Source organism: Tistrella mobilis (genome assembly GCF_041468085.1).
In the GTDB taxonomy this organism is placed as follows: domain Bacteria; phylum Pseudomonadota; class Alphaproteobacteria; order Tistrellales; family Tistrellaceae; genus Tistrella; species Tistrella mobilis_A.
Genome location: NZ_CP121014.1, coordinates 1 through 12,185, shown reverse-complemented (window position 1 = coordinate 12,185; position 12,185 = coordinate 1). Strand labels below are relative to the sequence as shown.

Sequence of the window (12,185 nt, the reverse complement as noted above, 5' to 3'; positions counted from 1 at the left end):
CTAGACCGATCGTGACGTCTGCGCGCGGCCCGGGGTGATCCCGGGCCGTTCGCTTTTGATCCCGAACAGCAGACGGGTGAGTGCGGTGGCGGCAAGCGCCCGGGCAAGCCCCCAGGAGACGAGCCCGGAAACCGCCACGATGGCCAGATACTTGACCAGCGGCTGACCGGACCAGCCGAGCAGCAGATAGCCCGACACCACGATCACCGTCTGATGGACGATGTAGAAGGGAAAGGCGAGGCGCGAGAAGCCGCTGAGCCCGGTTATCGGCCGGGCCAGCCGCCGCCCGGCCCAGCCGAGCAGACCAAGGATGGCGGCCCATTCGCCGGCCACACGCAGGCACCGGCGCAGGGCCGGCACCGGCAGCGCCCCGGTCATCCAGGCGGCGACCGCCAGTGCGGTTGCAACCGCCGCTATGATCAACAGCAGGCGATAGTGAGTTTCGGCAGCAGCCCCCAGCGCCGGGCAAAGCGCGAACCAGCCACCCAGCAGGATCAGCAGGCCGAAATGCAGGTGGTTGGCCCAGTCACCGGCCAGGGCATGGGTGCTGGGAAAATCCGGGCGGAGCACGATCTCGGCCAGCAGCACCGGCAGGCCCAGGGCAAGCAGCGCCGGCGGCCCCGCCGCCGCGATCCGCGTGCCGGCCTGATCCAGCCGGGCCCGCGGCCCCGGCCGGCGCGCGATCAGGAAGAGCGGCAGCAGCGCCAGGGCATAGACCAGCAGATAGGCCAGGAACCAGAGGTGATGCCAGCTGAAATTCGCGGCCGGGTAACAGCAGTCGAAGAAGGACGGATAGAAGCCGACGAAGCCCGTGCCGGGGGCGATGTCGATCGGGCTCGACCGGCCGTCGAGGCCCGCGGCCAGACGCTCGACATAGACCTGCGGCGGCACCACCAGCAGAATGCCCGCGACCAGCGGCAGACCGAGACGCTCCAGCCGTTCGCGCACATAGCGCCCGGCCCCGCGCGCCGCCAGGCTGTGCATGGCGGTGATGCCGGCCAGGAAGAACAGCAACGGCATCTGCACCACGTTGAACACCCCGATCAGCACATCGGCGGCGGCATAGCGCCCGATATCCTTCACATGCCACGGATCGGCATCGAACAGGCGGGCGGTGTGGAACAGGATCAGACCAAGGATCACCAGATTGCGCAGGTGATCGATCGCGCGCGAACGTCCGGGGGCGGATCCGGCCATGGTGTCACCTTGTATGGCTGATGTTTTAGGTGTATCATTCTTGAATGAACGATTCAATTAAAATAAAGACCGTCCTCGCGACCGGTCGGGGATTGCGATGCGCCTGAAGAAGCCCGGACGCCTTGAGGACATCGCCGCGGCGGCGCTTGCCGTCTTCACCCGCCAGGGCTATCGGCTGACCCAGATGGCCGATGTGGCGCGCGAGGCCGGGCTATCGGCCGGCGCGCTTTACAGCTATGTCGCGGGTAAGGAGGCACTGTTTGAACTGGCGCTGGCCGAGGCGCAGGGTCTGACACCTGCCGGGGCCGCGCGGTTCGAGGCCGTGGGCCTGGGCGCTGCCGCCGCGGCGCTCGTCACCGCAGCGGCCGGGCGCGTGCGCCGGCCGGCGCTGGATGCCGCCCTCGCCGCCGGCCGGGCCGGCCCGGACGAGGTTCGCGCCGTCGCGGTGGAAATGCTGGAGATGCTGGCCACCCATCGCCGGCTGATCTGGCTGCTGGATCGCTGCGCGGCCGAAATCCCCGAGGTCGCGGCCTTTTACGGCAGCGAACTCCGTGGCCGCTATTTCCGCGACCTCACCCGCTTCGCCGCCCTTGCGGCCGGCGAGACGGAGCCGGGCCCGGCCACGCGGGCGCGCGCACGTGCCCTGCTGGAAATGGCGGCCTGGATGGCGATGCACCGCCTGCGCGACCCACAACCGCCCGCTGTAGATGATGCCACCGCCCATGCGGCGGTTGTTGAGATCATGCTGGCCAGCCTGGCCTCCTGCCCTGCCACCACATCCGCAGCTAAAGAGGCTTGAGCACGGCCATCAGCACGATCAAGGCGACGCAGCCCACGACGGCCGGGGCGACATGGCGGGCAAGGCCCGGCGGCAGGTGGGCATGGTCGGCCAGCATCCGCCGCAGCGTGCCGGCCAGCAGGCCATGCAGCCCCGACAGGGCCATCACGGCGATCAGCTTGACCAGCAGCCAGCCATCGGGGAACCAGCCGCCCAGGCTGGCGATGGTGATGCCCACGGCCCAGACCACCGCCATGGCCGGCATGGTGATGATCCTGTCCCAGATACCCAGCCGGGCGAGAAGCGGTTCGGCCGGGCGGCCGTCACGCACCCCCAGCGCCAGAACCAGCATGCCGCCGGTCCACAGGATCGCCGCCACCAGATGAACGGCCTTGAGCAGCAGAAGCGCGGTCATGCCGCCATCTCCGCCGCCTTGCGCCGGATCAGCCGGTCGTTGACCAGCGCCCCGAAGGGCACCACCGCACCCCCCAGCAGCTGCGCCAGTTCCAGCGGCCGCCAGCGTGCCAGCGGGGCCGAGGCGACCAGCGCCCAGACCCAGGCGAGGAAGGCCAGGCCGTGAACGGGCCCCATCACCTGCACCGCCAGCGGCCAGCCGGCCAGATGCTTCAGCGGTACCGCAACCAGAATCAGCAGAACCAGTGTCGTGCCTTCCGCCAGGGCGGCCCGTCTCAATCCCTGCAAAGCGGTTTTGCCTTGCGCCTGTATCATGTCCCTCTCCTCTCCCGATGATCGACTGCGGCAGGATGCCGCCGTCGACGGGCTTGCGACCAGTGGCAGGAACGACAATGATCGATGAGTTTCCGCCAGAGCCCGCAGCCGGACCAGCCATGCCGCCGCGCCATCTCGCCGTCCTCGCCTTCGACGGCGTGCTGCCCTTCGATCTTGCAACCGCGGTCGAAACCTTCGCCCGCGCGCGGCTCGACGACGGCACCCCGCCCTACCGGGTGACGGTCGTGGCGCCGCAGGCCGAGATTGCGGCAGAAGGCTATGGCCTCAGGGTGCCGCACGGGCTCGATGCGGCCGGCGATGCGGCCATCGTGATCGTGCCGGGCATGGCCGACCCGCATGCCCCCGCCAACCCGGCGATCCTGGCCGCGCTGACGGATGCCCGGCGCCGGGGTGCGCGGGTCGCCTCGATCTGCACCGGCGCCTTTCTGCTGGCGGCGGCCGGGCTGCTGGACGGCCTGCGCGCGACCACCCACTGGCAGGCGGCGGGGTTGCTGGCGCGGATGTACCCGCGGGTGACGGTCGATCCCGCCGTGCTCTATGTGGATGAGGGCGAGATTCTGACCTCGGCCGGGGCAGCGGCGGGGCTGGATCTTTGCCTGCACATGATCCGGCGCGATTTCGGCGCCCGGGTCGCGGCCCGCGTCGCCCGTGCCGCGGTGGTGCCGCTGGAACGCCCCGGCGGTCAGGCCCAGTTCATTCAGGACGACCCGCCGCCGGCAGCCGGGCTGGCGCCGTTGCTGGACTGGATGCGCGCCCATCTGGATCAGAAGCTGGAGGTGGACGGGCTGGCGGCGCGCGCGGGGATGAGCCCGCGCACCTTCGCGCGTCGCTTTCGTGCTGAAACCGGCACTACACCCCTGCAATGGCTGCTGACCGCGCGGATCCGCCGCGCCCAGCTGCTGCTGGAGACCACCGGGCGGTCGATCGAATGGATTGCCACCGAAGCGGGCTTCGACAGCGCCATCACCTTCCGCCAGCGCTTCCGGCAGGTGGCGGGCGTCACCCCCAGCCAGTGGCGGCGCAGCTTCGCGACAGGCCGCGAAAGCTGACACTCAACAATCGTTCAATTTCCTCAACCTGCAACTTACCGTCGTGCAATCGCGTGATAAGATCACCTGTCTTGCACATGTCTCATGCAAATCGGCACATCGTCGCGGCGTATGAGAGTTTTTGGGGAGGAAGGTCCGCATGGCCTATGATCTCAACCAGACGGTGTTCGCACTCAGTCTGGCATCGAATGCCGTCGCCAACATCAAGGCGACGACCTCGGGCTACGATACCGAGCTGACCGCCTATATGGCCGCCGGGCTGAACGGCGGCACCTTGCAGGATCTGTCGAGCGACGGCGCCTTCGCCAACTACCAGGGCCCCGCCTGGCCGGGTTTCTTCCCGACCATGAACAGCCAGCTGGCGGGCGGCGACTGGCAGGTGGTCTGGGGCCCCTGCGTCTGGGTGGCGCCGCTGAAGCACGGCTCGAAGATCCTGTCGCTCTACGCCACCAATTCGATGTATGTCGCCTGGAGCCCGTCGCTCAACACCTATGTCGTGGCGATCGCGGCGACCAATGCCGAAAACATCATGGACTGGATCGACGAAGACTTCGACGTCTACGCCCGCACCACCTCCACCTGGCCGCCGGCGATCCCGTTCACGGTGAAGCGGCACGAGGTGCTGCCGGCGAAAACCCCGCAGATCTCGGCCGGCACCGCCACCGGCATCAGCGCCCTTCTGGGCATGACCGATCCGAAACAGGGCTCATTGCAAAGCTTCCTGGCCTCCAAGGCCGACAGCAGCGCGACGCTCTGGTTCACCGGCCACAGCCTGGCGGGCGCACTCTCCCCCACCCTCGCCTTCTATCTGTATCCGGACCCGGCCAAGAGCGGCTGGGGCGCCGTCAATCTGCTGCCCTCGGCCGGTGCCACCCCGGGCAACCAGGCCTGGCTGGACCTGTTCAGCAAGGGCTATCCCGCGGCGACCGATCTTGTGAACATGCATGACGTGGTGCCGCGCGCCTGGAACATGCTGCCGACGGTGATCCAGCCCAAGGACAAGGCCGACAACTATCCCAGCATCTTCGGCATGCTGGGTTCGGGCACCGTCAGCGTGGGCTATACGGTCGATCTGCTGGTGCATTACATGGAACGCCGGATCCGCAACATCACCTATGCCAACATCCCGCACGACATGTTCGGCGCGGCGGATTTTTCGTCGAACTGGGGACATTTCACCTGGGGCAAAGTCACCACCGATGCCCAGGGCTATACGCTGAAAGCCGACCCGGCCTGGAGCGACTGGCCGGCCTTCACCGACACCAACCCGGTGACGGCGCAGAACCCGACCCAGACCGGCAAGGCCACGGTTCTGGGCCAGATCGGCCAGCTGATCACCGCCACCCATATCGACCAGTATGTCCATAATTTCGGCCTGACGCCGTCGCAGCTGCTGCCGGAAGTTCCGGCGGACTGGAAGCCGCAGGCACCGGATCTGGATACCTTCCAGGCCATGCTTCTGGAGGGCTGAGCCCCCGCGCGCCATGCAACCAGTTGTAAGGGGCTCCGGCGCCGGCTAGAGTTCATGCAACTGGTTGCATAAAAGCCGGAGCGCGCTGAGGATGACCGACGACCTGCCCTCCCCTATCCCGACCTCGCCTGTCCCGACCTCCCCTCCCCCACTCTCCCCTCCCCCCTCGTCTGCCTTCCCCGCCCTCACCCGGCCGCTGGATCTGGGCTTCGTGACCCTGCCCAACCGGGTGCTGATGGGCTCGATGCATCTGGGCCTGGAAGAAGCGCCGCAGGGGTTCGAGCGCATGGCCGCCTTCTATGCCGAACGGGCCCGTGGCGAAGTCGGGCTGATCGTGACCGGCGGCATCGCGCCCAATGAACGGGGCCGTCCCCTGCCCGGGGGTGCGATGCTGACCACCACCGACGAGGCCCGCCGCCACCGGATCGTGACCGATGCCGTGCATGCCGAAGGCGGCCGAATCGCCATGCAGATCCTGCATTTCGGCCGCTATGCCTATCATCGCGACCTGGTCGCGCCGAGTGCGATCCGCGCACCGATCAACCCTGCCCGCCCCCATGCGCTGACCGGTGCCGAGGTCGAGGAGACGATCGCGGATTTCGTCCGCTGCGCCGCCCTGGCCCGCGAGGCCGGCTATGACGGCGTCGAGATCATGGGATCGGAAGGCTATCTGATCAACGAGTTCATCGCCGCGCGCACCAATCATCGCGATGACGACTGGGGCGGGCCGTATGAGAACCGGATCCGCTTCCCGGTCGAGATCGTCCGCCGGGTGCGGGAGAGGCTCGGCCCCGATTTCATCATCATCTACCGGCTCTCGATGCTGGATCTGGTGGAGGGCGGATCGACCTTCGACGAGGTGGCGATGCTCGCCCGCGCCATCGAGGGTGCCGGTGCGACCATCATCAACACCGGCATCGGCTGGCATGAGGCACGGGTGCCGACCATCGCGACCCGGGTGCCGCGCGGCGCCTTCGCCTGGGTGACGCAGCGGCTGAAAGGCCTGGTCGGCCTGCCCCTGGTCGCCACCAACCGGATCAACACGCCGGAGCTGGCCGAACGGCTTCTGGCAGAGGGGGCCTGCGACATGGTCTCGATGGCCCGCCCCTTCCTGGCCGATGCCGATTTCGTGCGCAAGGCCCGCACCGGCCGCGCCGACGAGATCAACACCTGCATCGGCTGCAACCAGGCCTGTCTGGACCATACTTTCGGTGGCAAGATCACCTCCTGCCTCGTCAATCCGCGGGCCTGCAACGAGACCGAGCTGGTGATTGCGCCGACCGCGGCGCCGAAGCGGCTGGCCGTGGTCGGCGCCGGCCCGGCCGGGCTCGCCTTCGCCACCACCGCTGCCGAACGCGGCCATCAGGTGACGCTGTTCGAGGCCGACGACCAGATCGGCGGTCAGTTCAACCTGGCCAAGACGATCCCGGGCAAGGAAGAGTTTCACGAGACCCTGCGCTATTTCCGCAAGCGGATCGAGGTGACGGGGGTGGCGCTGCGGACCGGTCACCGGGTGACCGCGGGGGAGCTGGCGGCCGGCGGCTATGACGCCATCATTCTGGCGACCGGTGTGGTGCCGCGGCAGCCGGAGATTGACGGGCGCGACCATCCGAAGGTGCTGGGTTATCTGGATGTGCTGCGCGACCGCAAACCGGTGGGGGATCGGGTGGCGATCATCGGGGCCGGCGGCATCGGCTTCGATGTGGCGGAGCTGCTGACCCATGGCGGGGCCCATGGGCCCGACAGTGTGGAGGATTTTGCCCGGGATTGGGGGGTCGATACCGACCCGGCGACACCGGGCGGGCTGGGCAAGCCGGCGCCCCGCCCCGCCGCCCGCCAGATACATCTGCTCCAGCGCAAGACCGGACGGCCGGGCGCCGGGCTCGGCAAGACCACAGGCTGGATCCACCGCGCGGCCCTGCACGCCCGGGGCGTGACCATGACCGGCGGCGTCGCCTATGAACGCATCGATGATGACGGGCTGGTGGTGACATCGGGCGGCGAGACCCGGGTCATCCCCGCCGACAGCGTGGTGATCTGCGCGGGGCAGGAGCCGGAGCGCAGCCTGGTGGCGGCGCTGGAGGCCGCCGGCTGCACGGTTCATCTGATCGGCGGCGCCGATCTGGCGGCGGAACTGGATGCCAAACGCGCCATCGACCAGGGCACACGCCTCGCCGCGACGTTCTGACGTCAGAACTCTTCAGACAAGACCGACAGGAGGAAACACCGATCATGACCAGCCTGCACATTCCCGACGGCGCCGCCCCGGCGGTCAAGGCCTCGCTTCAGCTCTGGCACGAGATGATGGAGGCCCATGATCTCGGCCGGCTGCGCGAGATCGCCCATCCCGATGCGGTGTTCCGCTCCCCCATGGCCCATACCGCCTATGCCTCGGCCGATGCGCTGGTGCTGGCGCTGAGCAATGTGATCGAGGTCTTCCACGACTTCACCTATCACCGCAGCTTCGCCTCGGATGACGGGCTGGATGTGGTGCTCGAATTCTCCGCGACCGTGGACGGCCGCAGCCTGAAGGGCATCGACATGATTCGCTTCGATGCCGACGGGCTGATCCGGGATTTTGAGGTGATGGTGCGGCCGATGAGCGGCCTGCAGGCGCTGGGGGCCCAAATGGCGGCACGGGTGGGTGGCAGCCTGCCGGCCTTCAAGGCGAAGGCCTGACGCCCCACCCGGCTCTAGCCCCCCTCGGCCAGAATCTCCAGCGCCTCGGTACACAAATCGATCCACCAGGTCTCGTGGCGGATGCCCGCCTTCAGCACCAGATGCCGGAGGCGGGCATCGCGCGTTTCGGGCGCCGGGGTGAAGTCGCGCGCCTCGATGCCCTGATACTGTGCCAGCATTGCACGGTGATGCGCCAGCCGGTCGCGCAGGTCGGCGGCAAGATCGGTGTCGCCCAGCACCGCTGCCGCCCGCAGGCGGACCATCACCTCGTCGCGCAGCGGCTTGGATTCGGAACTGTCATTGACCCAGCGGAGCAGCTCTGCCCGGCCCGCCGGCAGAACCTGCCAGACCCGTGGCCGGCCACGGCTCGCCTCCGGCTCCGATCCTTCGATCAGGCCCGCCAGCTCAAGCCGCGACAATTCGCGATAGATCTGCTGATGGCTCGCCTGCCAGAAATAGCCGATCGACCGGTCGAACCGGCTGGCCAGTTCCGATCCGGAGCAGGGCCGCTCCAGCAGGGAAGTAAGCAGGGCATGGGGGAGGGACATGGATGGTTCGGCTTTCATGGGCGGCAGGCGGGGCCACTCTCCGGATCCGGGCATCCGGCGTCAAGGCTCTCGGCCGCCGCCTTGCCCCGACAAGCCTCGCTGAAGTCGCAACGCCGAACGCTGAGTTTGATACGCCGGCTTGCGGCCTCATGTATTATCGGGCCCTGAGGCCCCGCCACAGCCGGTCGAGCCGGGACAAACCAGGTGGCGCGCCAGGGTGATCGATCACCCGATCCACGCTGAATTGGCAACGCGGGGCTCCCCCCTTGTCAGGACAGGCGCAAACGGTCGCGCCGGTCTCCCGAACGGCGCAGCTATGGCATTCAGACATCAGAACGCCCCCTGCCGTTTCATCTTCAGCGAAGCCGGCCGTCCTGTCGCGACCGACGCTGAAGCTGATACGGCTGCCGCTGTCGCACCGGCCGGCCGTTACAAAATCAGCGCCGCCGACGCACCGGTGGCGGCTGGTCAGTTTGACGCAGGAAACCCATCCCCGGATGGCTCTATCATGGACAGCAGGCCGGGCGAGCACATCGCCCGTCCCTGCCCGGCTTTCCATATCAGTACGGCCCTGCCGAGGACGGACATGATGACCATCGACCTGCCGGACGGCCCCGGGACCGGCACCCGGGCGTCGCCCCTTCAGCCACCATGCGAGGTGTTTCGTCGTGCGACGCCCGATGATGCCGCGGCGATCGCATCCCTGACGATTGCAGCCTATACCCCCTGGATACCGGTGATCGGACGCGAGCCCGGCCCGATGGGCGATGACATCCCTGCCCTGCTGGCCGATGCCGCAACGGAGGTCTGGCTGGCCGACGGCGATGCCGGGCGCAGCCGGCACGGCCCCGACGGCCTCGTCATCCTGATGCCTGAAACCGATCATCTTCTGTTGCACAGCATTGCCGTCGCCCCCCACGCCCAGGGCACCGGCCTGGGCCGACGGCTCCTCGACTTCACCGAGGCCCGTGCGGCAGAGCTGGGGCTGGGCGAGATCCGGCTCTATACCCATGTGCTGATGACCCGGAATGTCGAGATCTATGCCCGGCATGGCTATGTCGAAACCGATCGCCGGGTCGATAACGGTTTCTCGCGGGTGTTCATGACTAAGACCATCGGCTGAAACGAGAAACGGCAGAGCCCGCGGACCCTGCCGTTTCAACTTCAGCGTCGCCGGCGTCGTTCAGTTTCCGGAAAGCAGCGCTTCGATGTGATGCTGCACGATTTCCAGGCGCTCGCGCTCGGCCGCGCTGAGCGGCGTGCCCCGATGGGCCGCGGCCTCAAGCGCCAGAGCCAGGCGATCGAGCTGACGCAAAGACAGCCTGCCGGGGGTCGCCCGGGGCGCCGGCGTTTCAACTTCAGCGTCGACCTGCGGCGCCCGCGCAGGCCTGCCATCATCCTCCGCCCGGGCAGCCCTGAGCGCGCGAACCGTCAGCTTTCCCTCGAAGGCCAAGGCAACCAGACGGTCGCGGACGGCCGGCGTCTCGATGCGGGCAAGCTCGACCAGCACATTCTTGGGCAGAGTCAGTTCTGACGTCAGAACCGCATCGAGCAGATCATCGGGCAAGGTGAGAATCCGGAGCACGCCGCTGATCTCGCTCTTCGCCTTGCCGAGAACACCCGCTGCCTCGGCCTGGCTCCAGCCCCGCCCCTCGATCAGCCGGGCCAGACCGCGCGCCTCGTCCACCGGCGACAGGTCGACCCGTTGCAGGTTCTCGATCAGCGCGGCGATTTCGGGATCGGCATCGTGCTCGATGGCGAGCAGGGTCGGCCAGCCATTGAGGCGGGCCGCCCGATAGCGACGCTCGCCGGCAACGATGATGTAGTGGCGACGGTCGGCCGGGTCGCGCCGCACCAGGATCGGTTGCAGCTGGCCATGTTCCTCCATGGTCCGGGCGAGTTCGGCGATCGCCTCGTCGTCGATATGCTTGCGCGGCTGATCCGGATCGGGGCTGATCTTGTCGATCGCCACTTCGAAGGTGTGTTTGAACCGGCTGTTCTCGGTGACCAGCGTGTCGGAGGCGTCGGCGATCATTTCACGCACGGCACCGAGAATGGGGGAGGGGGCTTTGCGTCGCGGAGCCATCAGACATCATCCTCGTCAATGCCGGCATAGCTGACATCGACATCAGCGCGGGGCAGGGGGGTGTCGCCGATGATGCCGGCGGCAAGCCGCAGATAAACCGAGGGCGCGGCACTCGACGGCGAGGCTTCGAGCGCGATGCGGCCATTGCGGGCGGCATGGCCAAAAACGGCGCTGTTCGGCACCGGCTCCAGCACCGGCGCGATATCGCCCATGGCCTGCACCAGATGGGCCAGAACCTCGCGATCGACCGATTTCCGGCGTCCATACTGGGTCGGCAGGATGCCGGCCAGCCGGAGGGCCGGGTTCAGCCGCCGCTGCACCTTGTTGATGGTGCCGAGAATCAGCCCCACACCCATGGTGTCATAGGGTTCGGTGCGCACCGGGATCATCACGTCGTCGGCCGCTGCCAGCGACATCCAGGTCAGCATGCCCAGATTGGGCGGCGCGTCGATGACGATGAAATCATAGCGATCGCGCACCTGCTCCAGCGCCTCGCGCAGCGTGATGTCAAAGCCGGGTTCACGGCGGCCATCGGTTTCGGCGAGGTCGATATGGCTGGCGGCCAGATCGCAGAGCGGCGCCCGGCCGGGGATGATTTCTTCACCCGCCCTGATGACGACATCGGCGATCGGCACATCGCCCAGGATCACCTGTGCCATGGTCCGGCGCTGGCGATAGGCTTCGACGGCACCATCGGCCAGAAGGGCCACGGTGGCGGTCGCCTGCGGGTCCATATCGACCAGCAGCACACGATGATCACCGCGACTGAGGGCATAGGCCAGGTTCAGCGCGCTGGTGGTCTTGCCCACCCCGCCCTTCTGGTTGGCGAAAACGATCGTCCGCGCCTCGCGGCCCTTGCCTTCGACCAGCCGGTTCAGCGCCATCGAGACATCGGCCGGGATCGGATCCCGCCCGTTCTCCCAGCGAGAGATTTTCGGCTTGTCGTAGCTGCGGCCAAGCATCTGATTCAGGGCTTCCTTCAGGTCGGCCTGGCTGAAGCGCAGCTGCTGGCGGAGTTCGCGCATGCGTTCGCCGTTCATCGGGACAGCCTCATGAGGGGAGCCTTTCCGGAGCAAATGATGGCCGGCCCGGAGTCAGGCGGCCGGAGAGCATCAGGATGGGGACAGTGTCGAGGGGGCGCGATCCCCGACCCCTGCACGGCCGACAGCATCGCATGCCGCCATCAACGCATCAATCAAGAAGTTGATGGTTGACCTGATTCCTGGTGTTGCCGCGCGTTTTTACCGCAGGGCTGGGCGTTACCAATTCAGCGTCGGAGTCCGATCATCTTCGCGCGGCCGCGCCGGTACGACCCGGGCGTTACAAAGTCAGCGACCCATATCGTCTGTCGGCCGGAATCCCGCGGAGTCCGGGGCTTTGTGTCGCTGAACTCGTAACGCCGCAGGCCCTGGCGGCAGGGGAGGGGAGGGGCCCGGAGCGTTACGAATTCAGCGTACCGGCGGTTGTCCAGGTGCAGTCGCCGCCGTATCGACTTCAGCGATGAGAGCCCGGGTCGATTGTGGATGATCAATCGTCTGATGATGCCGCAGATCCCGCCGGGGGAGGGGCGTGGGGTTGATGCCCGTCTCCTCTTTTTGGCTGGCATCACAGACCTTTGTCCCGGGTC

General features: G+C 67.6%; 12 protein-coding genes. 6 read left to right on the top strand and 6 right to left on the bottom strand.

The genetic code is table 11. The features are described from left to right. The gene (locus tag P7L68_RS00060; RefSeq protein ID WP_371998963.1) at nt 1-1,197 is read right to left on the bottom strand and encodes an acyltransferase family protein; all 1,197 of its coding nucleotides are present in this window, start codon (nt 1,195-1,197) and stop codon (nt 1-3) included. A 97-nt stretch (nt 1,198-1,294) separates the two neighbouring features. Between P7L68_RS00060 and P7L68_RS00055 the strand changes: the two genes are divergently transcribed. Further along, nucleotides 1,295-1,996 (top strand): helix-turn-helix domain-containing protein, encoded by a 702-nt coding sequence (locus P7L68_RS00055; protein ID WP_371998962.1) that lies wholly within the window; start codon nt 1,295-1,297, stop codon nt 1,994-1,996. Here P7L68_RS00055 and P7L68_RS00050 read toward each other — a convergent pair. Beyond that, complete coding sequence (locus P7L68_RS00050; RefSeq protein ID WP_371998961.1) at nt 1,983-2,390, bottom strand: CopD family protein; 408 nt, start codon at nt 2,388-2,390, stop codon at nt 1,983-1,985. The two genes, P7L68_RS00055 and P7L68_RS00050, sit on opposite strands and share 14 nt — an antisense overlap. After that, nucleotides 2,387-2,704 (bottom strand): DUF3817 domain-containing protein, encoded by a 318-nt coding sequence (locus P7L68_RS00045; RefSeq protein ID WP_371998960.1) that lies wholly within the window; start codon nt 2,702-2,704, stop codon nt 2,387-2,389. The genes P7L68_RS00050 and P7L68_RS00045 overlap by 4 nt, the downstream gene beginning before the upstream one ends. 119 nt (nt 2,705-2,823) lie before the next feature. Between P7L68_RS00045 and P7L68_RS00040 the strand changes: the two genes are divergently transcribed. The 4 genes from P7L68_RS00040 to P7L68_RS00025 all read left to right on the top strand — a co-directional run bounded on the left by P7L68_RS00040 (nt 2,824) and on the right by P7L68_RS00025 (nt 7,924). Beyond that, a complete protein-coding gene (locus P7L68_RS00040; RefSeq protein WP_371998959.1) occupies nt 2,824-3,774 on the top strand; it encodes a GlxA family transcriptional regulator in 951 nt (316 codons plus the stop codon). Nucleotides 3,775-3,913: 139 nt separating this feature from the next. Then, the gene (locus tag P7L68_RS00035) at nt 3,914-5,245 is read left to right on the top strand and encodes a triacylglycerol lipase (protein WP_371998958.1); all 1,332 of its coding nucleotides are present in this window, start codon (nt 3,914-3,916) and stop codon (nt 5,243-5,245) included. A gap of 91 nt (nt 5,246-5,336) precedes the next feature. Next, nucleotides 5,337-7,433, top strand: a complete 2,097-nt coding sequence (locus P7L68_RS00030; protein WP_371998957.1) for an FAD-dependent oxidoreductase — start codon at nt 5,337-5,339, stop codon at nt 7,431-7,433. 44 nt (nt 7,434-7,477) lie between these two features. Next, nucleotides 7,478-7,924, top strand: coding sequence for a nuclear transport factor 2 family protein (locus tag P7L68_RS00025; RefSeq protein ID WP_371998956.1), 447 nt, complete (start codon nt 7,478-7,480; stop codon nt 7,922-7,924). 14 nt (nt 7,925-7,938) lie between these two features. Here P7L68_RS00025 and P7L68_RS00020 read toward each other — a convergent pair whose 3' ends face one another. Then, nucleotides 7,939-8,472, bottom strand: a complete 534-nt coding sequence (locus P7L68_RS00020) for a PadR family transcriptional regulator (protein WP_371998955.1) — start codon at nt 8,470-8,472, stop codon at nt 7,939-7,941. A 586-nt stretch (nt 8,473-9,058) separates the two neighbouring features. On the opposite strand from P7L68_RS00020, the gene P7L68_RS00015 reads away from it, so the two are divergent. Further along, complete coding sequence (locus tag P7L68_RS00015; RefSeq protein ID WP_371998954.1) at nt 9,059-9,595, top strand: GNAT family N-acetyltransferase; 537 nt, start codon at nt 9,059-9,061, stop codon at nt 9,593-9,595. Between the two features lie 60 nt (nt 9,596-9,655). On the opposite strand, the gene P7L68_RS00010 is transcribed toward P7L68_RS00015, so the two are convergent. Together P7L68_RS00010 and P7L68_RS00005 are read right to left on the bottom strand one after the other, a co-directional pair. After that, nucleotides 9,656-10,558: a ParB/RepB/Spo0J family partition protein gene (locus P7L68_RS00010; RefSeq protein WP_371998953.1), complete on the bottom strand. Its 903-nt coding sequence runs from the start codon at nt 10,556-10,558 to the stop codon at nt 9,656-9,658. Then, complete coding sequence (locus P7L68_RS00005) at nt 10,558-11,598, bottom strand: AAA family ATPase (protein WP_371998952.1); 1,041 nt, start codon at nt 11,596-11,598, stop codon at nt 10,558-10,560. The genes P7L68_RS00010 and P7L68_RS00005 overlap by 1 nt, the downstream gene beginning before the upstream one ends. Between the last annotated feature and the right edge of the window lie 587 nt (nt 11,599-12,185).